Origin of the sequence: Photobacterium piscicola (assembly GCF_046058925.1) — a bacterium.
GTDB classification, from domain to species: Bacteria; Pseudomonadota; Gammaproteobacteria; order Enterobacterales; family Vibrionaceae; genus Photobacterium; species Photobacterium piscicola.
In genome coordinates this window covers 2,568,918-2,594,206 of the sequence record NZ_CP175534.1, presented here as the reverse complement: position 1 = coordinate 2,594,206, position 25,289 = coordinate 2,568,918, and the positions used below count along the sequence as shown (strand labels likewise).

The 25,289-nt window shown below is 41.7% G+C and carries 25 protein-coding genes; 23 read left to right on the top strand and 2 right to left on the bottom strand.

Going from position 1 to position 25,289, the window contains the following annotated elements; all coding sequences use genetic code 11:
* Positions 1–28: 28 nt before the first annotated feature.
* Positions 29–214 carry a flagellar hook protein gene (locus ACJZU6_RS12280; RefSeq protein WP_408900356.1) on the bottom strand — a complete coding sequence of 62 codons (186 nt, stop codon included), beginning with the start codon at positions 212–214 and terminating at the stop codon, positions 29–31.
* A gap of 237 nt (positions 215–451) precedes the next feature.
* Here ACJZU6_RS12280 and flgK point away from each other — a divergent pair, with 237 nt between their 5' ends.
* Both flgK and flgL read left to right on the top strand, forming a co-directional pair.
* Positions 452–2,428: a flagellar hook-associated protein FlgK gene (gene flgK, locus ACJZU6_RS12275; protein ID WP_408900355.1), complete on the top strand. Its 1,977-nt coding sequence runs from the start codon at positions 452–454 to the stop codon at positions 2,426–2,428.
* A 12-nt stretch (positions 2,429–2,440) separates the two neighbouring features.
* On the top strand, positions 2,441–3,709 hold the full coding sequence (gene flgL, locus ACJZU6_RS12270) for a flagellar hook-associated protein FlgL (RefSeq protein ID WP_408900354.1): 1,269 nt from the start codon (positions 2,441–2,443) through the stop codon (positions 3,707–3,709).
* A gap of 448 nt (positions 3,710–4,157) precedes the next feature.
* On the opposite strand, the gene ACJZU6_RS12265 is transcribed toward flgL, so the two are convergent.
* Positions 4,158–5,183, bottom strand: a complete 1,026-nt coding sequence (locus ACJZU6_RS12265) for an IS110 family transposase (RefSeq protein ID WP_408900353.1) — start codon at positions 5,181–5,183, stop codon at positions 4,158–4,160.
* Positions 5,184–5,548: 365 nt separating this feature from the next.
* On the opposite strand from ACJZU6_RS12265, the gene ACJZU6_RS12260 reads away from it, so the two are divergent.
* The 21 genes from ACJZU6_RS12260 to fliQ all read left to right on the top strand — a co-directional run bounded on the left by ACJZU6_RS12260 (position 5,549) and on the right by fliQ (position 25,280).
* The gene (locus ACJZU6_RS12260) at positions 5,549–7,084 is read left to right on the top strand and encodes a flagellin (RefSeq protein ID WP_408900352.1); all 1,536 of its coding nucleotides are present in this window, start codon (positions 5,549–5,551) and stop codon (positions 7,082–7,084) included.
* An 87-nt stretch (positions 7,085–7,171) separates the two neighbouring features.
* On the top strand, positions 7,172–7,624 hold the full coding sequence (locus tag ACJZU6_RS12255) for a flagellar protein FlaG (protein WP_408900351.1): 453 nt from the start codon (positions 7,172–7,174) through the stop codon (positions 7,622–7,624).
* 11 nt (positions 7,625–7,635) lie between these two features.
* A complete protein-coding gene (fliD, locus tag ACJZU6_RS12250) occupies positions 7,636–9,078 on the top strand; it encodes a flagellar filament capping protein FliD (RefSeq protein ID WP_408900350.1) in 1,443 nt (480 codons plus the stop codon).
* 8 nt (positions 9,079–9,086) lie between these two features.
* Positions 9,087–9,404 carry a flagellar biosynthesis protein FliS gene (locus ACJZU6_RS12245; RefSeq protein ID WP_080156989.1) on the top strand — a complete coding sequence of 106 codons (318 nt, stop codon included), beginning with the start codon at positions 9,087–9,089 and terminating at the stop codon, positions 9,402–9,404.
* Positions 9,405–9,460: 56 nt separating this feature from the next.
* Positions 9,461–9,862 (top strand): flagellar export chaperone FliS, encoded by a 402-nt coding sequence (gene fliS / locus ACJZU6_RS12240; RefSeq protein ID WP_080156987.1) that lies wholly within the window; start codon positions 9,461–9,463, stop codon positions 9,860–9,862.
* Positions 9,863–10,112: 250 nt separating this feature from the next.
* Complete coding sequence (locus ACJZU6_RS12235; protein ID WP_080156986.1) at positions 10,113–11,558, top strand: sigma-54 dependent transcriptional regulator; 1,446 nt, start codon at positions 10,113–10,115, stop codon at positions 11,556–11,558.
* A 317-nt stretch (positions 11,559–11,875) separates the two neighbouring features.
* Positions 11,876–12,898, top strand: a complete 1,023-nt coding sequence (locus tag ACJZU6_RS12230; protein ID WP_408900349.1) for a sensor histidine kinase — start codon at positions 11,876–11,878, stop codon at positions 12,896–12,898.
* A 29-nt stretch (positions 12,899–12,927) separates the two neighbouring features.
* Positions 12,928–14,316 carry a sigma-54-dependent transcriptional regulator gene (locus ACJZU6_RS12225; protein WP_408900348.1) on the top strand — a complete coding sequence of 463 codons (1,389 nt, stop codon included), beginning with the start codon at positions 12,928–12,930 and terminating at the stop codon, positions 14,314–14,316.
* Positions 14,317–14,377: 61 nt separating this feature from the next.
* Positions 14,378–14,689 carry a flagellar hook-basal body complex protein FliE gene (gene fliE / locus ACJZU6_RS12220; RefSeq protein WP_408900347.1) on the top strand — a complete coding sequence of 104 codons (312 nt, stop codon included), beginning with the start codon at positions 14,378–14,380 and terminating at the stop codon, positions 14,687–14,689.
* A 61-nt stretch (positions 14,690–14,750) separates the two neighbouring features.
* Positions 14,751–16,496, top strand: a complete 1,746-nt coding sequence (gene fliF / locus ACJZU6_RS12215) for a flagellar basal-body MS-ring/collar protein FliF (RefSeq protein ID WP_408900346.1) — start codon at positions 14,751–14,753, stop codon at positions 16,494–16,496.
* Positions 16,489–17,529 carry a flagellar motor switch protein FliG gene (gene fliG / locus ACJZU6_RS12210; protein ID WP_080156979.1) on the top strand — a complete coding sequence of 347 codons (1,041 nt, stop codon included), beginning with the start codon at positions 16,489–16,491 and terminating at the stop codon, positions 17,527–17,529. The genes fliF and fliG overlap by 8 nt, the downstream gene beginning before the upstream one ends.
* A gap of 45 nt (positions 17,530–17,574) precedes the next feature.
* Complete coding sequence (gene fliH, locus ACJZU6_RS12205; RefSeq protein ID WP_408900345.1) at positions 17,575–18,396, top strand: flagellar assembly protein FliH; 822 nt, start codon at positions 17,575–17,577, stop codon at positions 18,394–18,396.
* Positions 18,393–19,709 carry a flagellar protein export ATPase FliI gene (gene fliI / locus ACJZU6_RS12200; RefSeq protein ID WP_408900344.1) on the top strand — a complete coding sequence of 439 codons (1,317 nt, stop codon included), beginning with the start codon at positions 18,393–18,395 and terminating at the stop codon, positions 19,707–19,709. The genes fliH and fliI overlap by 4 nt, the downstream gene beginning before the upstream one ends.
* Positions 19,710–19,752: 43 nt before the next feature.
* Entirely contained in the window at positions 19,753–20,196 is a 444-nt protein-coding gene (fliJ, locus tag ACJZU6_RS12195) for a flagellar export protein FliJ (RefSeq protein ID WP_045036582.1), read from the top strand.
* A 131-nt stretch (positions 20,197–20,327) separates the two neighbouring features.
* The gene (locus tag ACJZU6_RS12190; RefSeq protein WP_408900343.1) at positions 20,328–21,737 is read left to right on the top strand and encodes a flagellar hook-length control protein FliK; all 1,410 of its coding nucleotides are present in this window, start codon (positions 20,328–20,330) and stop codon (positions 21,735–21,737) included.
* A 106-nt stretch (positions 21,738–21,843) separates the two neighbouring features.
* Entirely contained in the window at positions 21,844–22,317 is a 474-nt protein-coding gene (fliL, locus tag ACJZU6_RS12185) for a flagellar basal body-associated protein FliL (RefSeq protein ID WP_408900947.1), read from the top strand.
* A gap of 7 nt (positions 22,318–22,324) precedes the next feature.
* Entirely contained in the window at positions 22,325–23,377 is a 1,053-nt protein-coding gene (gene fliM, locus ACJZU6_RS12180) for a flagellar motor switch protein FliM (RefSeq protein WP_408900342.1), read from the top strand.
* Positions 23,378–23,400: 23 nt separating this feature from the next.
* Entirely contained in the window at positions 23,401–23,787 is a 387-nt protein-coding gene (fliN, locus tag ACJZU6_RS12175) for a flagellar motor switch protein FliN (protein ID WP_080156971.1), read from the top strand.
* A 9-nt stretch (positions 23,788–23,796) separates the two neighbouring features.
* Positions 23,797–24,153 (top strand): flagellar biosynthetic protein FliO, encoded by a 357-nt coding sequence (gene fliO / locus ACJZU6_RS12170; protein WP_080156969.1) that lies wholly within the window; start codon positions 23,797–23,799, stop codon positions 24,151–24,153.
* Positions 24,140–24,979 carry a flagellar type III secretion system pore protein FliP gene (gene fliP / locus ACJZU6_RS12165; protein WP_080156967.1) on the top strand — a complete coding sequence of 280 codons (840 nt, stop codon included), beginning with the start codon at positions 24,140–24,142 and terminating at the stop codon, positions 24,977–24,979. Before fliO ends, fliP begins: the two co-directional genes overlap by 14 nt.
* 31 nt (positions 24,980–25,010) lie before the next feature.
* Entirely contained in the window at positions 25,011–25,280 is a 270-nt protein-coding gene (fliQ, locus tag ACJZU6_RS12160) for a flagellar biosynthesis protein FliQ (RefSeq protein ID WP_036795654.1), read from the top strand.
* Positions 25,281–25,289 lie beyond the last annotated feature (9 nt).

The following is a 25,289-nucleotide window of genomic DNA, read 5'->3' as shown; positions in this document are numbered from 1 at the left end:
ATGAATCGTTAATACCGTAATAAAAATATCACACCACAATATCAATTAGACTTGATACCATCTTGATCAGATCGTTACTCTCAAATAACGCTCCTTCCACTTCCTTATCAGACACTTGTTTTTTATCTTGCTTATCATCAACGCTATCGGTGATTAGTGGCACCACCACTTCTTTTATTGCGTAACCAATCAGTCCTGAAAGTAAAATATTCATTAACGATATCCTTTATTTTGAAGGCTGTTTTGCCATTGTTTTTGATGGTGTTTTATCTATATCGGCAGCAACGGCAAAAGTATAAGTAAATAAATGCCAATTAACAGTATTTATTTAAACAATGCCGTTAAAGATAGAATTTATTTAAAAGTGGTTCAGATCTTGCTTGTTAGCAACAGCGTTATCGCACGATTGTTGCCGATAATGGTTTGAATTTTAGTGGGGAGCAAACAGGCGATGGCGGTAGATTTGATGCAAATTGGGGTGAGTGGCTTACGCACATCTCAAAAACAATTGGATGTGGCAAGTCATAATATTACCAACGTCAACACGCCAGGATATAGCCGCCAAGTTGTTGAACAAAAAGCCGATGATGCGCAGTGGAATGGTAATAGTTACTATGGTACTGGTGCTTATATTGATAATGTCAGTCGTGCTTATGATCAATTTGCTGCTCGCGAACTGACGCTTTCCACCACTCAACTAGAAGAAGCCAATGTTAAACAACAGCATTTAGCAATGCTGGATGATTTTACCTCTAAAAGTGCAGTTAATAGCGTTAACAGTATGAACGATTTTTATCATTCTGTGCGCTCTTTAGCTGATAATCCTAATGATCTGGGTAGTCGTCAAACGGTACTGGAACATGCCAATCAAGCCGCGGTGAACTTAAATAATGCCCATGAAACTCTAACCAATATTCGTACTGATGTTAATCAGCAATTGAGTGTCTCTTTAGAGCGGGTGAATGCATTAGGGCAAGAACTTGCCGCGGTCAATACCAGTTTGCAGCAACAATCTAGCAGCGATGATAGTAATGATCTGTTTGATCAACAACGTACTCTGATTAATGAATTAGCCCAATATACGCAAGTGACCGTGTTGGCAGATAAAGGCAGTTTAGCCAATACAGTTATCATTGGTAGCGGTGATACCTTGGTGTCAGGTGTAAGTGCTTCACAACTTAAATTAGTCGATGGCGATCCGGATATTGCCAATAAACAAATCGCGTTAATTAATGGCAATAATAGTAAACCGATTAAAAGCGACACCATTGGTGGCAGCTTAGGTGCAATGCTGACAGTGCGTGATGATGTTATTGATAAAAGTTTGGATCAACTCGGACAAATGGCGCTTGGCTTTGGATCGCAAATGAATGATCTTCAGCAACAAGGGGTTGATCTTAATGGTCAGCAAGGACAAGCGTTGTTCAATGATATTAATAGTCCGAATGCGATGTCACAACGGGCACTTAAACCCTTTGGTAGTAGCAGTGATATTAGCGTTAAAATTGATGATATTAATCAACTTAAAATCGGTGATTATCAATTAGTCAGTGAGGCTGTGGAAGGAATAGATAAAAAAATAGCTATTAGCCATATGGTTATTGATCACCAAGGTAATAAAACTCAACTTGAAGCTAATGATGAAGGTAAGTTTGTTGCCAAGGTTGATGGTTTAGAAATCATCGTTAATGAGCAACCTTCTTTGATTGCGGGTGAAACGGAAACCGCCATTATTCAACCTTTACGTCGTGGTGCAGCGGATATTAGTTTAGCCTTAACCGATCCTCGTGGGCTGGCGGGACACCGTCAATTAACAGCAATAGCGGCTGAATCTAATCTGGGCTCGGCAACCATCACCAAAGCGACTGCTGTGTCTGATAATGCCGCAGGTCGGTATCAATTACAGTTAAACGCCGCGGGCGATCAAGTTACCGTTACTGACTTAAAAACCAATACCAATGTTGAATTAGCAGATAATAAATATTCAGCTGAAAATGGCGCCACCATTGCTTTTAAAACGGGCGCTACTTCGTCAATTTCCGTTATGAGTTTATCTGCTGGCGCAAAAGCTAACGACAGCTTTGAAATTGAACTGGGCACTCAAAATGCTCAAGGCGGTAATGGCAATTTCTTGGCGATGCAGCAAGTGCAGCACCAAAAAACCATGGCAGACGGTAAATCAAGTGTGATTGATTTATTTGAAGGCTTAGCCACTGATATTGGGATGCTCAAAAAAAATGCCGATAAATTAAGTGAAGTGAATCAGCTTGATTTTGATTCAGCCTCAGAGCGAGTGTCGAATTTATCAGGGGTTAACCTTGATGAAGAGGCCGCTAATTTAATGAAGTTTCAGCAATCATATATGGCGTCATCACGAATTATGTCGGTGGCGAAAGAAACCTTTGATACCTTAATGCGCGCAGTATAACGAGGAGTTGTCATGATCAATCGCGTCTCAACCGCCAGTCAGTACCAAAATCTGACCTCCAACTTAATGCGTAAGCAAGGCGAACTGAATCAAACTAACGGTCAATTATCTAGCGGCAAACGGGTCGAAACTGCAGGGGATGATCCGGTATCATCGGTAACGATTCAAAACTACCGCCAACAGTTAACTCAAATCGATCAATATAATAGTGCCATCACCCTTGCAAATAATCGTCTGCAAACCATGGAAACCGCGATAGCTGGTGTTGAAGATAACCTTGGCGCAACCAAGCAAAAAGTACTTGGTATGATTAATGGTGCGATGGCAAGTGATGACCGCACTGCATTTAAAGATGAATTAATTAGCTTGCGTGATGGCTTACTTGAACTAGCCAATAGCCGTGATGAAGCCGGTAACTATGTGTTTGCGGGCTATCAATCGGATACTAAGCCGTTTATGGAAGCCACTGATGGCAGCATGGATTATCATGGTGATAGCCAGTCGCGTTATGCGCAAATAGATAAATCAGTAAACGTAAAAACCAGTTTACCCGGCGATCAATTATTTACGGATGTTCCTAATAGCTACGGTGATTTTCGACCAGTCTTTAGTGATAAAAGCAGTGATGGTGCTGGTGGCTTAACTGATGGCTCTAAACTGCATTTGTTATCTGCCACTACCAGTGATTTTAGATCAGCTGAAGCTATTGAAGTGAGTTTCAATGAAGTTGATGTCTCTGCTGCCGATGGTACAACAACCAAAGAGATGCAATATAACTTAACCGTTGGGGGTAAAGTCGTCGCTGAAAATCAAGCTTATGATTCAGAACAAGGCATCGTTTATAAAGATCCTGCAGCTGCCGATAGCGCCACCCTTAATTTAAAATTTGGTGATATCAACAGTGGCGATAATATTAGCTTAAAGCCAGCTCAAACCATCAATATTTTTGATTCGATTCAGAGTGCGATTGATAACGCAGAGCGTCCAACCTCATCCCCTGCGGCAGAAGCAAACTTACAACGAGTGATTGATGATCTCGACAGTGGTTTTGTGCATATGAACCAACAGCGTTCAGAAGTCGGCACTATTATGCAGCAGGTCGATCGCCAGTTAGAACAGCATCTTGATTTTGAGTTAACTCTAAATCAGGCGCAAAGTGGCTTAGAAGATCTCGATTACAGCAAAGCAATCATGGATATGAATCAACAAATGATGGCATTGCAAGCCTCGCAGCAAGCGTTTGGGCAAACCAAGCAATTGTCATTGTTTAATTATATTTAGGGGTGAGAGGTAAGAGCAGGGACGAGTTTGCTAGGGGCGAGGAAGAGCAGAATATAGGTAAGAGCAGGGGCGAGTTTCGAGGAAGAGCAGAATATAGGTAAAAGCAGGGGCGAGTTTCGAGGAAGAGCAGAACAAAGAGTCTGTGGCAGCCCATTATGCGTCATCTCGGAAGGCGAGGGACGTATATGGACTCCCCGTGTAATGCAAGAGTTTGAGAAAGCGTGTTGGCAAGTGCACGTATATTCGGTTTCTTTATGGGGAGCTACCCCGAACCTGTATGGCTTCATTCACGTTGCAAGGATTCTATACGAGTTAAAGGTGTATCAACACCGTCGTCCCTCTCAGATTTTTCCTTGCCTGCTTTGATTACACGTTATCCACGGTTTCTTGCAACTACATTGGTGAGATATTGCACTTCATGTTACATCGCAACCTTATCTAAGCACTACTAAGCAGGCAGCTTTTCTTGGTAAGGTTGGTTTGATTTCAGCATGGCACAAGCCATCCTGACGGTCTTATTGGCTAATGCTATAACAACTTTATTAAAATGATTTCTTTCAAGTAAGGCTCGAAGCCAGCAACTAAGTTGATCTGATTTATCTTTGATATTACTAACGACAGATCTTGCCCCATGCACAACCACTGCACGTAATGTTCGATCTCCCTTTTTACTTATACCTAATAGCTTATTATGACCACCACTACCTGAATGAGCGGGGACTAAACCTATACTGGCACTTGCATCGCGTCCGCATTTATATGCTGAAGCATCGCCCATTCGAGCATAAAGTGCGCTGGCAACTATCCAGCCAACACCTCTTAATGTCATTAATAACTGACAAGCTGGTATCTGTTTAGCATAAGCAATTAAATAATCAGTAACCTCCTGAATAGGCTTATCAAGTTCAATAAGCTGATTAAGAAGCTGATGTAAAACAAAACGGGCAGAAGACGTTAATCCATTATTAGGATCTTCCAATTCAAGAGGAAGTAAAGCACGTAATTTAGTGGTGCTTTGCGGGAATTTTATTCCATATTCCAAGGCAAAGCCTCTAATCCGATTTGATATCGCTGTTCTTTGTTTTATATAACTTTCTCTGAGATGCAACACACTTGCTATATCTTGTTGCTCAGTTGTTTTGACTGAAACAAAGTGTATGTCTGGACGTTGGGCTGCTTCATAAATAGCAAGAGCATCATTTGCATCATTTTTATTACCCGCTCGATACATCCTGACAATTTGAGGTGGGAGAAGATGAACATGATGCTTATTATTTTGAAAATATCGCCCCCAATAATGAGCAGAACCACACGCCTCCATATAAATCATAGATGCGGGATATTGGGCTATAAATGTGACCATTTTAGCTTGAGACATTTTTTGATTAGGCTTTAATTTTCCATGTTGATTAAACAATGCAACTTGAAAAACGTTTTTAGCGAGATCAATACAAATAGTGCTAGGCTTATTCATGGTATGGGCTCCTTTTTGGTTGACGCTATAACTGTAGCTGACAATGTCAGTAAGGTGGGGAGTCCATACCATTGAAGCTATCCGTGATCTACTCAACGCGTACTTGAGCCTTAAAGAAGCCAGTGAAAACCGTATTACAATCACAGTAACTCTACGACGCGTGGGTAGTAGATTCCCTATCGCGTTCGTAACCTCACTGTAGGGAATGACGGGGATGGGGTGTGCGTTAACCTCGCCTACAAAAACCTAAAAATAATCCTAAAGCTTCGCCAAAAGGTGCCGTTAACTTTAGCACTAAGTTAATTAAATCTCTTTTTAACCCGGCACCACGTCTGGGAAAGATCATACCAAGGAGTGTCACCTTTATGGCTATTACAATTAATACTAACGTAACAGCAATGACTGCCCAGCGTAACCTTAACAGTGCAAGCAGCAGTGTTGCCGACAGCATGCAAAAACTATCATCTGGTCTGCGCATTAACTCTGCTAAAGACGATGCTGCCGGTCTACAAATTTCAAACCGTTTGACCAACCAAACTAATGGCCTAAACGTCGCAATGCGTAACGCTAATGATGGTGTGTCAATGGCACAAACGGCTGAAGGTGCGATGTCAGAATCAACCACTATCATGGAGCGTATGCGTGAGCTAGCTCTTCAATCTGCTAACGGTTCAAACTCTGATAAAGACCGTGACGCAATGCAGAAAGAAATGGGTGAATTGCAAAGCGAAATGAACCGTATCGCTGATACAACCAGTTTCGGTGGTCAGAACCTACTAGATGGTTCATTTGGTTCAAAATCTTTCCAAATTGGCGCTAACTCTAATGAAACACAAAGCCTAGAGTTGATGGATGTTTCTTCACACTCTGTTGGTCGCTCATACTCAGGTGTAGAAGATGTAACTAAAGCATTAGCTGATGAGTTTGTTGGTGGTTCATCAACAGGTGATACTACTTTTAGTCTAAAGCTTGGTGACACAGAGCATAAGATCGAAGTAACTAAAGATATGACTGCAGAAGATTTACAGAACAAACTAAATAATATTGACGGTATCAGCAATATTAAAGTGACGAATGGTGATGTTGAATCAAAAGCGGCTGTGGATGCAGAACAAGCAACACAAACGCTATCTGATATTAATACCGCAACTAAAGGTTTTAACCTTGATGTTGCAGGTCAAAAAATAGCAGTAGCCAAAGATGCAACCAATGCTGATATCGTTAAAAATATTAACGATAAAATGGCAACAATTACGGATGGTTCCGTTGATGGTATAAAAGCAAGTTTAGATAAAGACGGCAATATAGCTGTTACTGGTAAAAGTGATGGTTCTCAATTAGAAATTAAAGCTGACTTTATTGCTGGAGCAACAACAGATAAGATAACTATCGGTACGACAAGTACTGCAGGTGGAGCTTCTATTGCTGCTCCTAAAGGTGAATCAACCACAAATGGTGTAAAAGCTGAAGCTGAAGTCGCTGGTACTTTCGATATCGATTTATCAAAAGCTAAGTTTGATACTGGTGTTGAAAATTATAGCCTAAATGGCGCAGCGGCAGCAAAAGTAAGTGGCACAGTAACCACTGAATCAGTAGCAAGCCTAGATCTATCAACTCAAGAAGGTGCACAAAACGCTATCGACGTACTTGATTCAGCAATGGAGCAAGTGGACGAGAAGCGTGCGGAAATCGGTGCTTTCCAAAACCGTATGACGCACACCATGAGCAACTTGGCTAACATCAACGAAAACGTTAATGCGTCAAACAGCCGTATCAAAGACGTTGATTTCGCCTCTGAAACTATCAACATGACTAAAGGTCAGATCCTACAGCAAGCAGGTACTTCTATCCTTGCGCAAGCAAAACAAATTCCACAAGCGGCACTTAGCCTACTAGGTTAATCCGCTCTAAATATCGTGCCCTGTTGATACTATCAGCAGGGCATTATTGTATTTTAATCGCTAACAAATATGCTCAAGGAACTGGCTATGGCGATCACCTCTACTACTGCTGCAACAGGGCTACATACCGCGCTACAGACATCACTAAATAGTACGACTTCAGCGACGGCTAATACTACTCATCAGTCTAAATCTGATCCAACTTATAGTGAATTACAACCTAGCGGCAAGCCATTGCCACTGATAACAGCGTTAACGGATGTTGATGATGTTAATCACCCTCTTGATGACAATCCGCTTAATTCATTCACGCTTGATCCTATTGCAGAGCAAGAACGCATTAAGCAGATTGAACAAGCATTACAACAATGTAATCGCAGTCTACGTTTCCACCAAGATGAGGAAACAGGCAAGCAGATAGCCACCATTGTTGATAATAAAACCGGTGATGTAATTCGCCAAGTTCCGGCACAAGAATTGCTAGAGTTAAACAAAAATTTAGCCAAGCATGCTTTGGGCTCTATCAGTAAAACAGTGTAGAGGACATAACTATGGGGTTAAGTGCTGCCGGAATGGCATCTGGGCTAGATATTGCAGGTATGACACAGCAATTAGTTGCCGCTGAACGTAAACCAAAATCGGATCGAATCACCAATCAGCAAAAGCAAGTTAATGTTTCTCTGAGTGCTTACGGTCAGGTCAAATCATCTGTCAGTGCAATGCAGTCCATGCTAGAAAAATTTGGCAAAGATGAAGCCTTTAATGGTCAAAAAGCCTCGTCTGATAACAGTGATTATTTATCGATAAAAGCCACCGCTAAAGCCAAAAGCGGGGTGTATAACATTAACATTCAGCAAATGGCACAGTCACATAAATTGATGGGTAAAGAACTATTTAGCGCTGATCCAGAAGCCTCTCTTGGTAGCGGTGAAATGGTAATTAAGGTCGGTGATAAATCGATGACCTTAAATATCGGTGAAGACAATGATGATTTATCGTCAGTGGTTGATGCGATTAATAATGCTGAAGATAACCCCGGTGTTACCGCAACCTTAATTAATACTGGTGAAGACGGCGGTTCAAAAATTGTATTTTCAACCAAAGAAACCGGTGAGAAAAATACCATTGAGATTGATACCTCTGCCATGACGGGGCAATTAGCATCACTTGCTTATAAAGACGGCATGGTGGACAGTAAAGTTGATGAGATGCAGGCAGCGCAAGATGCCAAAATCATGATCGATAACTTCACTACCGTTAGCAGCAGTAATAATACCTTTGAAGATGTGATTGAAGGGGTGACGTTAGATCTTAAAAAGCTCACTGGTACTTCAGGCTCAAGTAATCCCGAAACCGATGATATCGATGTTAAATCGGTAAAAATCACTATCGAAAATGATGAGAAAAGCACCAAAGATTCACTGAAATCGTTTGTTGATAGTTATAACAGCTTAATGGGCACCATTGATAAGTTAACCGGATTTGATGCAGATAAAGAACCAGATGATCCTAATCGGGCAGGGGCATTGAACGGTGATAGCTTAACCCGTTCAGTGACCACCCAAATGCGTAACTTACTCAATGAGCCGATTGAGATTAATGGCAAGCTGTATCAAATGTCTGATTTTGGTATTTCTATTCAGCGTGATGGCACACTAGAGCTTGAAGAAGACAGCGATAAGCTTGATGACATTATCAGCGAAAATTTTGCGGTTATCGGTCAGTTTTTTGCTCAAGAAGACAGTGGCTTTTTGGCTAAAGCCGATAAGCTGTTAGACAGTTTTACTGATAAAACCGATGGTTCATTGTCTGTTAAAGAAGACACGTTAAAAGAGCGCCAAAAATCACTAGACGATGACATGACCGATCTTAATAAACGTATGGCCGCTTATGAAGATCGTACTTATAAACAGTTTTTAGCGATGGATGAAGCCATCGGTCAGATGAATAATCAACTCAGTAGCATGATGAGTTTGATGATGTCGTTTGATTAAGGATATTAATGCAGCCACTCATAATATTAGAGCAACTAACCCAATTAGAACACCAAATCGAACAGTTATTACTTGCGGAAGATTACCCTGATGATTTTCCGCAGCAACTTGAAAACTTAGTCGCTTTGCGTCATCAGCAAGTGGAAGTTGTGCTTAAACATGCGGATTTATCACGGGCGGTATTTGATGACGTTGTTGCTCGTACCCAGGCCATGAAAGGTTTATTACAACAGCATAAAGATCGTATAGGTATGCAATTGGTACGATCGAAAAAAAGTCAAAAATCATTATCGCTCTACAGCAATATTCAACAACATGGACAATAACCTCTAAACCCAATGTTTATTGATAAATGTCTCGCTACTAAACAAAGGATAATAACATGCGTGGTTCTCTTCAGGCATATAAGCAAGTTTCAGTGAATGCACAACTCGCCAGCGCCTCACCGCACCGTATCATTCAAATGTTATACGCTGGGGCGATAGAACGCCTTATTCAGGGCAAAGCGGCGATGGAACAAGGTAATATTGCGGTTAAATGTGAACGTTTAACCAAAGCATTAGATATTGTACTAAGTTTGCGTGATTGTTTATCAATGGAAGATGGTGGTGATATCGCTAAAAACCTTGATGCGCTTTATGATTTTATGGGTAGCGAGATTTCACGCGCTAATGCTGAAAATGTCACTCAGCCTATTGATGATGTGATTGGTATGCTACGCGAAATAAAGTCAGCTTGGGACCAAATTCCAGCGGAATATCACCATCTTACTGAAACAAACTAACTGTTTTTGGGCGTCGGTAACCGTAATTAGAGTTGCCGATAACCATTTTTTTTTGCGTTTTTAGTCTTAAATTGGCATAAAACCTGATCAATTACATTGTTATTTGTATTGGTGTCACAGCTTTTATACGTCAAATCTTGCCTTATGGTGCACATTAATTACAATGTAGCTACTCTCTTCTTGATTGTTGTTCTGTTCGCTACATTGAATATACCGTCAGGGTGTACTCTTATAAAGGCAATATCCATCTATGCACGGTTTAGTAAATACGCTTGTTATTGATGACGACCCACAGCAACGTCATGATTTAGGTGTCATCCTCAACTTTATGGGTGAGCATCATAATGCGCTGTCATCACAAGATTTAACCGTGTCATTATGGGAGCAACCGTGGGGTGTTTGTCTGCTAGGAACAATAACCAATACCAAAAAACTCACTAGTATTATTGAGATGTTGAGAGTGTACCCACAAATTCCTGTGGTTGCGTTAACGAACCATCATGAGTTATTAGCTGAATTACCCAATTATATTGGTGATCTTAAATTTCCGCTGCATTACAACCAACTCGCCGATGCTTTTCGTCATTGCCAAGAATATTTAGGCAAGCGCACTCATCAAGTACCATCTTTAGGCCGTAAGAACATGCTATTTAGAAGCATGGTTGGTCGTAGTACAGCAATTAGTGATATTCGTCGTTTAGTTGAACAAGTCGCTGCTTGTGATGCAAGCGTGTTGATTTTAGGTGAATCAGGCACGGGTAAAGAGGTGGTTGCGCGTAATGTGCATTATCATTCTGAGCGTGGCAAAGGCCCATTTGTACCTGTTAACTGTGGCGCTATTCCGGCTGATTTACTTGAAAGTGAATTATTTGGTCATGAAAAAGGGGCATTTACAGGGGCAATTTCAACCCGTAAAGGCCGATTTGAATTAGCCGAAGGCGGTACTTTATTTTTAGATGAGATTGGTGATATGCCAATGTCGATGCAAGTGAAATTATTACGGGTCTTACAAGAACGTAGCTTTGAACGTGTTGGTGGCACTCAAACCATTAAAGCGAATGTACGTATTGTTGCGGCAACCCATCGTGATCTGGATAAAATGATTGCCGAGAGATTGTTCCGTGAAGATTTATATTACCGCTTAAATGTATTCCCAATAGACATGCCAGCGTTGCGTGATCGTATCGAAGATATTCCGTTATTATTACAAGAGCTGCTTACCCGTATGGAAGCAGAAGGTGCTAAACGGATCCACTTTACACCACGTGCGATTGCATCATTAATGTTGCATGATTGGCCGGGCAATATTCGCGAATTGGCGAATTTGGTCGAACGATTAACGATTCTTTATCCTGGTGAAATGGTTGATGTTAATCATTTGCCAATAAAATACCGTTATAGCCAGCTTCCTGATTTTGTGCCGGAAAGCAGCATGATGTCTATTGAAGAACAAGAACAGCAAGCGTTAGCAGATATGTTTGCGGTTGAAGAAACAGATACCGCATCATTAGGTAATGATTTACCACCTGAAGGATTAAATCTTAAAGAGATGCTGGCTGAACTTGAAGTTGAAATGATTCGCCAAGCATTAGATGCGCAATCAGGCGTTGTTGCACGTGCTGCTGACATGTTGGGTATGCGTCGTACAACGTTAGTAGAAAAAATGCGTAAATATGGATTATCAAAAGACAGTTAATTTATCTTAACTTGCTTTCAATATAAAAAAAGCCACTGCCATTAATTTGGCGGTGGTTTTTTTTATGTTGTTTTCAACATAATTGTTCAATCAATCCCCATCTAATATCACTGTTAGCAATAGTTATTGAGGTGTTGTTAATAATAAATATGCCCTTATAAGCTAAAAAAAGCACGCAGCATCATAAAAGTGTTATTAGCGTCATAAATATGACATTAGTAAATAGTATGATTTTACAATAAGTTACTGATAAATAATGACTAATAATGGCATGTTGTTTGCATGGTATGACCATCATCGTTTGTTGCAGATTAATCATGAGTGACTCATCCAAAACATTATTAGCGTTAAACCAGCAAGTTGAGCGTTATCAGCAAGTATTACAAGTAATGCCTGTTGCCGTCATTTTATTGGATGAAAAGGGCGTAATTAGTGAAGCTAATCAAGAAGCCTTGCGGTTACTTGGTGAACCATTAATCGGTCAACGTTGGGGAGAGATTATTCAACGTAGTTTCGCACCCCAAGATGATGATGGACATGAGGTTTCATTGCGCAGTGGCCGTAAAGTGAAGCTTGCTATTTCAGCTTCTGCGGCTGGGCAGCTTATTGTGATCACTGATTTAACCGAAACCCGCCAGCTACAGTCACGGTTAAGTGAAATGCAGCGTTTGTCGTCGTTAGGGCGAATGGTTGCATCGTTGGCACATCAAGTGCGTACTCCGTTAGCCAGTGCATTGTTGTACGCCGCTAATTTAGCATCAGCAGGGTTAACTCCAACCACGCGAACACGTTTTCAAACTAAGCTGGTGGATCGATTATATGATCTGGAAAAACAAGTTAACGATATGTTGTTATTTGCCAAAGGTGGCGACAATAAAGTGGTGAGTGAATTTACTATTGAAAGTTTACTCAACAGTTTAGAAGCAATGATAGAAGCCCAAGTTTTGAGTCATGATGTCGATTTTAGCATTGACTGTGACGATGAAACATTGCGTTTAATGGGCAATGAAAATGCATTAGCGAGCGCGGTGGGTAATTTGATCACTAATGCGATTCAAATGGCTGGCAAAGGTTGCCGAGTTGCAGTGCGCTGTCAACAGCAGGATCAAATGCTATTACTCAGTGTGACAGATAACGGCCCAGGAATTGCGGCAGAGCATCATCAAAAAGTGTTAGAACCTTTTTTTACCACTCGTAAACAAGGCACCGGATTAGGACTGGCTGTGGTACAGATGGTGGTATCAGCCCATCACGGTAGTTTGATATTAGATTCACAATTGGGGCAAGGGGCCACATTTACCTTGCAGTTACCGTTAGTCACATCAGTTCAAGCCGCATAATGGTTCGAGTTAACTATGGAGAGTGAAGCATGAGTCAAACGCGAGTATTAGTCGTAGAAGATGACGAAGGTTTGCGTGAAGCGTTAGTGGATACGCTTGCATTAGCGGGTTATCAATGGCTAGAAGCGGAAAGTGCAGAACACGCATTAGTGCTATTGAAATCTGAATCGGTTGATATTGTGGTTTCTGATGTGCAAATGACGGGCATGGATGGCTTAGCTTTATTGCGTAGTATTAAATTGCAATGGCCGAAAATGCCAGTGTTATTAATGACCGCTTACGCCAATATCGAAGATGCTGTTGCAGCAATGAAAGAGGGGGCACTTGATTACATGGCTAAACCATTTGCCTCGCAAGTTTTGTTAAATATGGTTGGTCGCTATGCACCGATCCGATCCAACGCTACCAATACGGTCGCAGCGGATCCTAAAAGTTTGCATTTGTTAGCAATGGCAGAAAAAGTCGCTAAAACAGATGCCAGCGTGATGGTCTTAGGTCCTAGTGGGTCGGGTAAAGAAGTGTTGTCACGCTATATTCACGACCATTCTTTACGCTGTGATGGACCTTTTGTGGCGATTAACTGTGCTGCTATTCCTGAAAATATGCTAGAAGCGATGCTATTTGGCTATGAAAAAGGGGCTTTTACAGGAGCAATACAAGCCTGTCCGGGCAAGTTTGAACAAGCTCAAGCAGGTACGATTTTACTGGATGAAATCAGTGAAATGGACATTAACTTGCAAGCTAAATTATTACGGGTATTGCAAGAACGTGAAGTTGAACGTTTAGGTGGACGTAAAAGCATTAAATTGAATGTGCGCATTATTGCAACCAGTAATCGTGATTTAAAAAATCATGTTGCGAAGGGGCGTTTTCGTGAAGATTTGTATTACCGCTTAAATGTTTTTCCAATGACATGGCCAGCATTAATGGAGCGTAAGGGCGATATTGTGCCGTTAGCGCAGTTATTTTTACAACGCCATGCGAGTCAACAAGGGATGGCGATCCCTGTCATAGCACCATGTGCGCTCAACAAATTATTACAATATACATGGCCCGGAAATGTACGTGAACTTGATAACGTGATTCAACGCGCGTTAATCATTCACGATAACCTTATGATAACTGAGCAACATATTTTGGTTGAAGGACTTGATTGGTTACAGATGGTTACACCTTCTACCGCGCCTGATTGCGAAATATCACCGTCGACCACAACGACAATTGACTCAATATCATCCACAGTTGCGGAAAGTTTAGGCCATGAATTACGCGGCCAAGAATTTAATATTATTTTAGATACCTTAGTTGCTTGCCAAGGTAATCGAAAAAATATGGCCGATAAATTGGGTATTAGTCCACGTACATTACGCTATAAATTAGCCAAAATGCGTGATGCTGGCATTGAACTCCCCGCATAATCGATGGGTTATAGATATAACAAACCTTTTTTAGTAGCGATAAACACAGTGAGATTTTGCAATGAAAGTTAATGGATTAGCGGCTGAAATGCAGGCAATGCGTTTAGATGCTCAAAATAATATTCGTCCCGTAACAGGACAACAGGTTAGTGCTGATTTTGGCAATTTACTTAATGATGCCATTAAGTCGGTGAATACGCTTCAAGGGCAGTCAAGTGATCTTGCTACTCGGTTTGATCAAGGTGATCGCAGTGTGTCGTTATCTGATGTGATGATTGCCCGTAATAAATCCAGTGTGGCGTTTGAAGCGACGGTGCAAGTGCGTAATAAAATGGTACAGGCCTACAAAGAATTAATGAATATGCCGGTATAAATATCGTTGTTATCCGTCGATGTGATAGCGCATCATTAGTTATATGTGTGAGAAATAAATAGTGTCAGATCAAATTGTTAATCAACCCGTTACGGTTGCAAATAATAATACTTCACCGATATTACGCGATGCTGCTCAAGATCCCGATCTTGCTGAAAAGAAAGCATCGCGTACTGACAGTATTTTAGGCAATCTTGATCTGTTACGGCAGGTGATTTTAGTGCTATCGGTTGCGATTTGTGTCGCGCTAATTGTCATGGTCGTGGTGTGGATAAAAGAGCCCGAAATGCGACCATTGGGTAGCTATGAAACCGAAGAATTGATCCCTATTTTAGATCACTTTGATCAAAAGAAAATTGATTACCAACTTGATGGCAATACCATTCGAGTACCTGCTGATAAATATAGCAGTATAAAATTAGATTTAACCCGCAGTGGTTTAAACAGTCGTACCGCTGAAGGCGATGATATTTTATTAAAAGACATGGGATTTGGTGTTTCACAGCGGCTTGAAAATGAACGTTTAAAATTAAGCCGTGAACGTCAATTAGCGCGTGCTATCGAACAAATTAGTCAAGTACGTAAGGCGCAAGTGTTGCTTGCGATGCCAAAACAAAGTGTGTTTGTGCGTCATAATCAAGATGCTACCGCGACGGTTTTTCTGACTTTAGCATCAGGCGGAGCACTAGGGCAGCAAGAAGTTGATTCCATTGTTGATATGGTGGCAACGGCGGTGCCTGGTTTACGTCCTACTCGCGTTACGGTGACCGATCAACACGGGCGTTTATTAAGCTCAGGTACTGAAGATCCTTCCTCAACCGCTAAACGAAAAGAATACGAATTAGAGCGTAAACAAGAGCAATCTTTACGGGAAAAAATCGACGCTATTTTGATGCCTGTTTTAGGGGTGGGAAATTACACCTCACAAGTTGATATAACGATGGATTTCTCCGCCTTAGAAGAAACCCGTAAACGCTATGACCCTGCCACGGCGGCTACTCGAAGTGAGTTTACGCGTGAAGATAGCAATGGTGGTCAAGTGGTAGCGGGTATTCCTGGAGCATTAAGCAACCAACCTCCTGTCAGTAGTGCTATTCCCGAAAATATAAAAGACATGCAAGCTGGCACAAGCAGCGGTAATGGTCGCATGCACCGTGAATCTACCCGTAACTATGAGTTAGACACCACGATAAGCCATAAACGCGCGCAAACAGGTGTTATTGATCGTCAAACGGTGTCGGTTGCGATTGATTATAAATCAATAGTTGATCCTAAAACGGGTGAGATCACACGAGTACCAGTATCTGAAGCTGAAATTGTTAAAATTCGTCGTTTATTAATGGGCGGTATTGGTTTTTCAGAGGCGCGTGGTGATTTATTGGAAGTACTATCGGTGCCATTTGCGCTGCCTGAAGAACTATTATTGGCTGATGTGCCTATTTGGGAGAACCCGAATTTTAGCAGTTGGATTCGATGGCTTGCAGCGGCCTTGGTGATTATTGTGGTGATTATCGTCTTGGTGCGTCCAGCAATGAACAAGTTGCTATACCCAAATCAAGCGGCTAATGGCACACCGTTAGATGAAAATGGCTTACCGATTTTAACCCACAATAGTCATAGTGATGGCACCAGCTTAATCGGCGGTGACTTAGATCCAAATGAAAGCTTTGAATTAAGCAGTAGTAGTTTAGATCTGCCTAATTTACATAAAGATGAAGATTTACTGAAAGCAGTGCGGGCGTTGGTTGCCAATGAACCGGATCTTGCTGCACAAGTCGTGAAAAGCTGGATGAATGAAGATGGCTAATGATGTAGCACCAATCGATAATAAATTTGATATTAAAAGCCTTAATGGCACGGAAAAAGCTGCGATTTTATTATTAAGTCTTAATGAACAAGATGCCGCCAGTATTATTCGCCATCTTGATCCGAAGCAGGTGCAGCGAGTCGGTGGCTCGATGGCAAGCATGAAGAACTTAAATCAAGATAAAGTCTCGAGTGTTCATCGTTCATTTTTAGAAGAAATTCAAAAATACACCAGCATTGGTATGGGTAGCGAAGATTTTGTTCGTAATGCGTTAGTGGCAGCATTAGGTGAAGATAAAGCCAATAATTTGGTTGATCAAATTCTAATGGGTAGCGGTTCGCGTGGACTTGATTCTTTAAAATGGATGGATCCGCGCCAAGTTGCCAGTATTATTTTAAATGAGCACCCACAGATTCAAACCATCGTGTTGTCTTATTTAGAGCCTGAACAATCCGCTGAAATTTTATCGCAATTCCCTGAACGCGTGCGGTTAGATTTGATGATGCGTATTGCTAATTTGGAAGAAGTTCAACCTGCGGCACTGCATGAATTAAACGACATTATGGAAAAACAGTTTGCGGGTCAAGCGGGTGCACAAGCCGCTAAAATTGGTGGCTTAAAAGCAGCAGCAGAAATCATGAACTATCTCGATAATAACGTTGAAGGGCTGTTGATGGATCAAATTCGTGAAAACGATGAAGAAACAGCGACTCAAATTCAAGACTTGATGTTTGTGTTTGATAATCTGATTGAAGTTGATGATCGTGGCATTCAAATTCTATTGCGAGATGTGCCGCAAGATCTATTACAAAAAGCCCTTAAAGGTGCAGATGATATGTTACGTGATAAGTTTTATCGCAACATGTCTAAACGTGCGGGTGAAATGCTACAAGAAGATTTAGAAGCCATGGGGCCTATTCGTGTGGCTGATGTTGAAGCGGCTCAGAAAGAAATTTTATCTATTGCGCGTCGTTTATCTGATTTGGGTGAATTAGTGCTAACTGGCAATGGTGGCACTGATGAATTTTTATAATAGTAATGCGGTGGTTCAATGTAAGTTGAAGGAAAAGGTGTTGCTATGAGTGATGAACGTCGTCGTGGTTTTATGCGTGTGTCAGAACATCAAGCCCAAGAACTTGAACGCTGGGCATACCCTGATTACAGCCACGACAGTGATCATGAACCTGAAAATGCGCTTAATTATGATCATCAATATTATCTTGAGCAACAACAATTACAGCAACAGCAATTAACTCAACCTGAGCCTCCGCCGCCACCATTAACCGCGGCAGAACTTGAAGCCATGCAGCAATCTGCTTATGACGAAGGGGTTGAGCAAGGGCGTCAAGCTGGGCATAGCGAAGGTTTTTCCCAAGGCCATGCTGAAGGGGTTACAGCCGGGCATTCTGAAGGGCTGGCACAAGGCTTACAGCAAGGGCTAGAACAAGCTCAAGCTCAAATTGATCAACAAGTGGCATTATTAACGGCGGTGATGGATAAATTTGCAGATCCTATTGCTAAAGTCGACACTGAAGTTGAACAACAATTATTGTTATTGGTGAATGGTTTAACCAAGGCATTGATTCGCGTTGAAGTTAAAACCAATCCTCAAGTATTACTCAATACTGTTCGTGAAGTTGTAGCAACGCTACCGATAGCCGAGCGAGAAATTAAAATACATTTACATCCAGAAGATGTTGCGTTAATTCATGCCAGCTTTGATGAGGCTGATCTGCAACAACGTCAATGGTCATTAATTGCAGAGCCGAGTTTACAACGAGGGGATTTACAGTTGGCGTGTGGCAGTTCTAGTGTTGATTATTTAATTGATGATCGTATTTTGCATTCACTGACCACCTTTAATGAACTCAACAGTAACTTGCAAGAGCCAGTGTTATGACCCTCGCACAACGCCTAAGTCGCTACCAAACTGCAAATACCGCTTGTAAACCTGTGGCTTCAGGGCGGTTGGATCGTGTTGTTGGGCTAACCCTTGAAGCGATAGGCTGCCGCGCCCCTGTTGGTAGTGTCTGTAAAGTAGAAACCCTCACTGGTGAACTAGAAGCAGAAGTGGTGGGTTTTGCTGGTGAAACGCTTTTTTTAATGCCAAGTGAGCAATTATCAGGGGTGATGCCAGGTGCTAAAGTTACCCCTATTTTGCATAACAGTGGTATTCCAGTCGGGCCTGAATTACTTGGGCGTGTTATTGATGGTATTGGTAATCCACTTGATGGCTTAGGGCCTATTTTTACTGAGCAACGAGCAGCGTTTACCTCGGCTCCCATTAACCCCTTATCACGCAAACCGATTAAAGAACCCCTTGATGTTGGTATTAAGGCTATTAATGGTTTATTAACAGTCGGAAAAGGACAGCGGATTGGTCTTTTTGCTGGTTCTGGTGTGGGTAAATCGGTCACGCTGGGTATGATGACTCGCGGTACCAGTGCGCAAATTGTGGTGGTGGGGCTTATTGGCGAGCGTGGTCGAGAAGTAAAAGAATTTATTGATGAAATTTTAGGTAAAGAAGGCCGTGAGCGAGCCGTTGTGATAGCCGCGCCTGCCGATGCTTCGCCATTAATGCGTCTAAAAGGCTGCCAAACCTCACTCACCATTGCCGAGTATTTTCGCGATCAAGGGTTTGATGTGTTGCTGCTGATGGATTCATTAACCCGCTTTGCTCAGGCGCAACGTGAAATTGCATTGTCCGTTGGTGAACCACCTGCAACCAAAGGTTATCCACCATCGGTGTTTGCTAAGTTACCTGCGCTGGTGGAACGGGCAGGTAATGGTAATGAAAATCAAGGTTCGATCACCGCTTTTTTCACGGTATTAAGTGAAGGTGATGATCTGCAAGACCCGATTGCTGATGCTTCACGTGCGATCCTCGATGGTCATATTGTGTTATCGCGTGAAATGGCGGATGCGGGGCATTATCCTGCAATTGATGTTGAGCGTTCTGTTAGTCGTGTTATGCCAGCCATCGTTAGTGATGACCATATGCTGATGTCGAAAGCCGTACGTCAAATTTTATCTATTTGCCGTAAAAATCAAGACTTGGTTGCTATTGGTGCCTATAAACCGGGAACTGATGCAACGATTGATCAAGCTTTTAGTTTTAAACCGAAATTAGATAATTATTTACAGCAAGAAATGAAAGAAGCGGTACCGTATGAAATGTGCGTCAATATGTTGCGATCTACATTAGGTAGCTAATGGAACTTGGTAATAAGGTAATTGAAGACAAGGTCGTTATAGTATGCCATTGAGAACATTTGAATTATTAATCGAACAAGCACAACAACAAGAACATCAAGCTAGCCTCGCCCTCAATCAAGCGCAACTTGAACAGCAAAATTATTTACAGCAATTAGCTCAAATTGAACAGTACCGATTAGATTACTGTCGTCAGCTTTCTGAGCGTGGGCAACAAGGGCTGAGTGCAAGCCAATATAGCCATTTACAAAAATTCTTAACTCAACTTGATACCACATTAGAGAAGCAAAAACAGGCGGGTGGCTATTTTGCTAATCAAATTGAGCAATGCCGTCAGCATTGGCAAGCCATGCAGCAAAAAAAACGTGGTATTGAATGGTTACTGGAAAAAAAACAGCGTGAACGGCAGCTTTTTTTGAATAAACAAGAACAAAAAATGATGGATGAATTTGTAACGTTACAATTTGCACGTCGCCAACAACGCTAGAACTAAAAAACTGGTTTACTTTTTGCATTAGGATAGAACATTAGTTTTGAATGAAACGTTTTTTTGACGCTTTAATCAAACAGTTATTCATTTATTTGTCGTCTGTCGCGACACGTATTAAAAGAGTTACTATGAATCTATTTAATGTGTCATCTGCGCAAACGCCAAAATTGGTGACGGGCAGTTCCGTTGCCAGTTCAATACCTGACACTACGCCATTCGGTGATGGTCAGTTTTTAGAGCAATACCAGCAAGCGCTTGATGAAATGCCTCCGTTAGCGGTGGTTGATGGCGAACTCACATTACTTTCTGATCAAGCAGCGATGAGTGCTGAACAGATGAATATTGAGAGTGAAGTAAACATTCCCTCTACCACTGACGTTATTGATGATGAAAGTGAAATATTAATCGCAGATTCAATAATTGCCGATACCGCAACTGATAAATCATTAATGAACGCTGATGACGGCGAGAGAGTCATTGATGGCGCAGTAGAGTTAATGGCTGCAGGCAATGTCTTTTTACAGCAACTCACACAATCTAACCAGCAGCTTAATTCAGTCGATAAAACACAAACTGAGACTGTTGATGCGAGCGGCAAAAGCTTGCCATCGGTCGTCATGCCAACAACAGATGCTGTACTGACTCAAGATGAATTGGTAGCAGCTCAAACAGCCATTAAAACCACCAATGAAAGTGCTGCGTTTATCATGCCAGCTATGGCCGTAGCGACAACTGCGGCTGAGGCTCTGACGGCAAAAGCGACAGCAAATAGTGATGGACAAAAATCTGGCGCACAGAGTGATGCCGAGCTTATTTCTGATATTAGTGTCAATAATTTGCCATTGCCAGCCTCTTATCGCTCTTTATCTACCTCAACACCTAGTACCGATATGCTTATTAATCCTGCTGTGTTTGATGGTGCTTCTTTGTTGGTAGACGATAATCGACCTCAACAAGGCGTAAATAACCATTCTCAAGCTGATTCATTGGTTCAACAGTTAGCGGGATTAACGACAGCATCAACAACACCAATGCTGAAACCTGAATTACCGCCCATGACCAACGCTTTGCAATCGTCATTAGTTCTTACTCATGAACAGGCTGGCGAAGAGGTTCATGAACGGATCAATATGATGATGGCAAAGAACCTAAAATATGTCGATATTCGGTTAGATCCACCAGAACTTGGCAAACTTCAGATTAAATTGAGTATTAACCAAGATCAAGCTTCGGTGCAATTTACGGTAAATAATCACCAAGCCCGCGATATTGTTGAACAAGCGATGCCACGTTTACGCGAAATGTTACAACAACAAGGGCTACAACTCGCACAAAGCTCGGTACAACAAGAGAATAGTCACCAATTTACGGGGCACAACTCTAATAACTCTGCACATTCACAGTCACACTCAGGGCAGCCATCCTCTTTAACAATAATGGCTGATGATGGATCTCTCATCGCTGAAAGTGATCAAGGGGATTTGCCCATCAGTATGTTCGTAGCAAAACACAAAGACCAAGTTGATTATTACGCTTAGCGTTTTTGGTCATATTAATCGCGTAGGTTTAATCAATAAGGAAAAACATGCAGCAATGTCATGTCGTAATAAAGACCGCAATAAATAGCGAGCAGGATAAATAATGATGGCTAGAAATAGAAAAAAAACAATTGTCATTAGCTTGGTTATTTTGCTTGTGAGCGTTGTGATTGGTGGTGGCATTTGGTTTTTCACCACACCATCAGCAGAAGCTAAAGCGGCAGAGGTTGGCTCAACATCAACTCAGTCGCCGTTGAAAGTGTCGGCTTATTATATCGTGTTACCTGAACCATTTATTTTTAATGTTAGTGGTAAAGAACGTGATCGCGTGGTGCAAATAAAAGTACAGCTAATGGTTCGTGGTGAACAAAATGAAGCGTTGGCTAAAAAACATGTGCCATTGGTTGAAAGTGTATTGCTACAAACTTTTGCAGCAGCCACGGTTGAGCAATTACGCCAACCACAAGGGCGTGAACAGTTACGTCAACAAGCATTGACAACCGTACAAGCAACGATGAACAAGATGACGAACATGCCTGTGGTTGAACGGGTGTTATTTACTGGCTTTGTGATGCAATAGGTGTGCTGTGAGTGATTTATTAACCCAAGATGAAATTGATGCGCTATTGCATGGTGTTGATGAACCTGATGATGATACGAGTGATGGTGATCAAGGCTCTGGTATAACGGCTTTTGATTTTTCTTCGCAAGATCGGATTGTTCGTGGCCGAATGCCGACCCTTGAATTGATCAATGAACGTTTTGCGCGCCATATGCGGATCAGTTTATTTAATATGTTGCGTAAAACGGCTGAAGTGTCAATCAATGGCGTCCAAATGATCAAATTTGGTGAGTATCAAAATACGCTTTATGTGCCTACGAGTTTAAATATGGTGCGTTTTAGACCATTAAAAGGAACCGCATTGATCACCATGGAAGCACGATTAGTGTTTATTTTGGTTGAGAATTTCTTTGGTGGTGATGGTCGTTTTCACGCCAAAATTGAAGGGCGTGAATTTACCCCAACGGAACGCCGTATTGTACAAATGCTACTGAAATTGGTGTTTGAAGATTACCGTGAAGCATGGTCACCCGTGATGTCGGTTGAGTTTGAATATATCGACTCTGAAGTTAACCCAACCATGGCCAATATTGTCAGCCCGACCGAAGTGATTGTGGTGAGCTCATTCCATATTGAGATTGATGGTGGTGGCGGTGATTTTCATGTGGTGATGCCGTATTCAATGGTTGAGCCGATTCGTGAATTGCTCGATGCCGGTGTACAAAGTGACAAAATGGATACCGATGTCCGTTGGAGCCATGCATTACGTGATGAAATCATGGATGTACCTGTAAATCTACGCGCTAAGTTATTAGATATTGATATTTCATTACGTGATTTGATGGAGCTACAAACGGGAGATGTTATTCCAATCTCGATGCCAGAGTCAGCCACGATTTTTGTTGAAGATTTACCGACCTATCGCGCCAAAATGGGGCGTAGTGGCGATAATGTTGCGCTGAAAATTACCGATAAATTAAAACGCCCAGATATGGTGAAAACCGACTTGGCTTTTTTAGATCGTGAACTTTTAAGTTCGACTTTATTAGAAATGAATAACACTGATGACACTCATTAATTGACTCTTTAGTAGGAAAAATCATGTCTCAAAATGATCAACAAATGGCAGATGACTGGGCGGCAGCCCTTGCCGAACAACAAGACAGTGTTCAACCAGCACCATTGGAAGAGTTAATCGATGATACCGCCCCGATCTCTGATGATGAGCGTCGTAAACTTGATACCATTATGGATATTCCGGTGACGATTTCAATGGAAGTTGGCCGTACGCAAATCAGTATTCGTAACTTGCTGCAACTTAACCAAGGCTCTGTGGTTGAGCTTGATCGAATTGCAGGTGAGTCATTGGATGTGATGGTTAATGGTACTTTGATTGCTCACGGTGAAGTGGTGGTGGTCAATGATAAATTTGGTATTCGTTTAACCGATGTGATTAGCCAAACCGAACGCATTAAAAAATTACGGTAAGAGTTAACGATGGATCAGTCAGTGACTTTAGGGCAAGCCCCCGATCTTAATCTAGCCACAACCTTAGCGTCATTGGTGTTGGTGATTGTTATTATTCTGTTTTTGGCATGGGTGCTAAAAAAAATGCGCTTAGTGGGCGTTCACAGTAGTGACCAGCGACTTACGATTGTAAAGCAATTAACGCTTGGACAGCGAGAGCGAATTGCGCTGATTCAAGTGGGTGATGAACAGCTGTTAGTTGGTATCACGCAGCATAATATCTCGTTGCTGAGTAAGCTTGAGCAACCTTTAATCATGGAAGATGTGCCAGCCAATGATTTTGCATCTCAGCTGAGCCGATTGATGACCACCAATGATAAAAAATAATCCCGCAATGTATTTTAAAATCGCTTTATTACTGTTGCTGAGCAGCGGTTGGATCATAACAACCCCTGCTTGGGCAACCGAGAGTGTTACTCAAGCGGCGATGACAGCGGAAAGTAGCGCATCACATTTAATTGCAGGAACTGGCCATGGTGGTATTCCTGCATTATCAGTCACCATGAACCCTGATGGTAGTGAAGATTACTCCATCACCTTGCAAATATTAGCGTTAATGACCGCGTTGGGATTTTTGCCTGCGGTGGTGATTTTAATGACATCATTTACCCGTATTGTGGTGGTGATGTCGATTTTGCGTCAAGCGATGGGTTTACAACAAACACCATCAAATCAGGTGATTATTGGTATCGCAATGTTTTTGACTTTTTTTGTGATGTCGCCTGTTATCGATAAAATTAATAACGATGCAGTGCAGCCTTATATCAATGAACAGATCAGTGCTAAACAAGCATTAACTAAAGCTGAAGCGCCGATGCGACAGTTTATGTTGAAGCAAACGCGCGTTAAAGATCTGGAAACCTTTGTTAATATTTCAGGTTCTACTGCGACGGATCCACAAACTGTTCCTATAACGGTGTTGGTGCCTGCCTTTATTACTTCTGAACTTAAGACTGCGTTTCAGATTGGATTTATGCTGTTTTTACCGTTCTTAATTATTGATTTAGTGGTGGCGTCAGTATTGATGGCGATGGGTATGATGATGCTATCACCGATGATTGTGTCATTGCCGTTTAAATTGATGTTGTTTGTTTTGGTAGACGGCTGGAATTTAATTCTGTCTACGTTAGCCGCCAGTTTTGGCACCTTATAAAGCCTACTTAAAGAGTAAGGATAAATAGACGATGACTCCTGAAGCGTTTGTCGGTATTTTTCAAGAAGCGCTGTACATGGTGTTGATCATGGTGTGCGCAATTGTTATTCCGGGCTTATTAATTGGTTTGGTGGTCGCGGTATTTCAAGCGGCAACCTCGATTAACGAACAAACATTGAGTTTCCTGCCACGTTTAGTGGTGACGTTATTAGCACTGATGTTCTTTGGGCACATGATGACACGCATGTTGATGGATTATTTTTTTCGTATTATCGATCAGATACCACAACTGCTGTACTAATTGTATTGA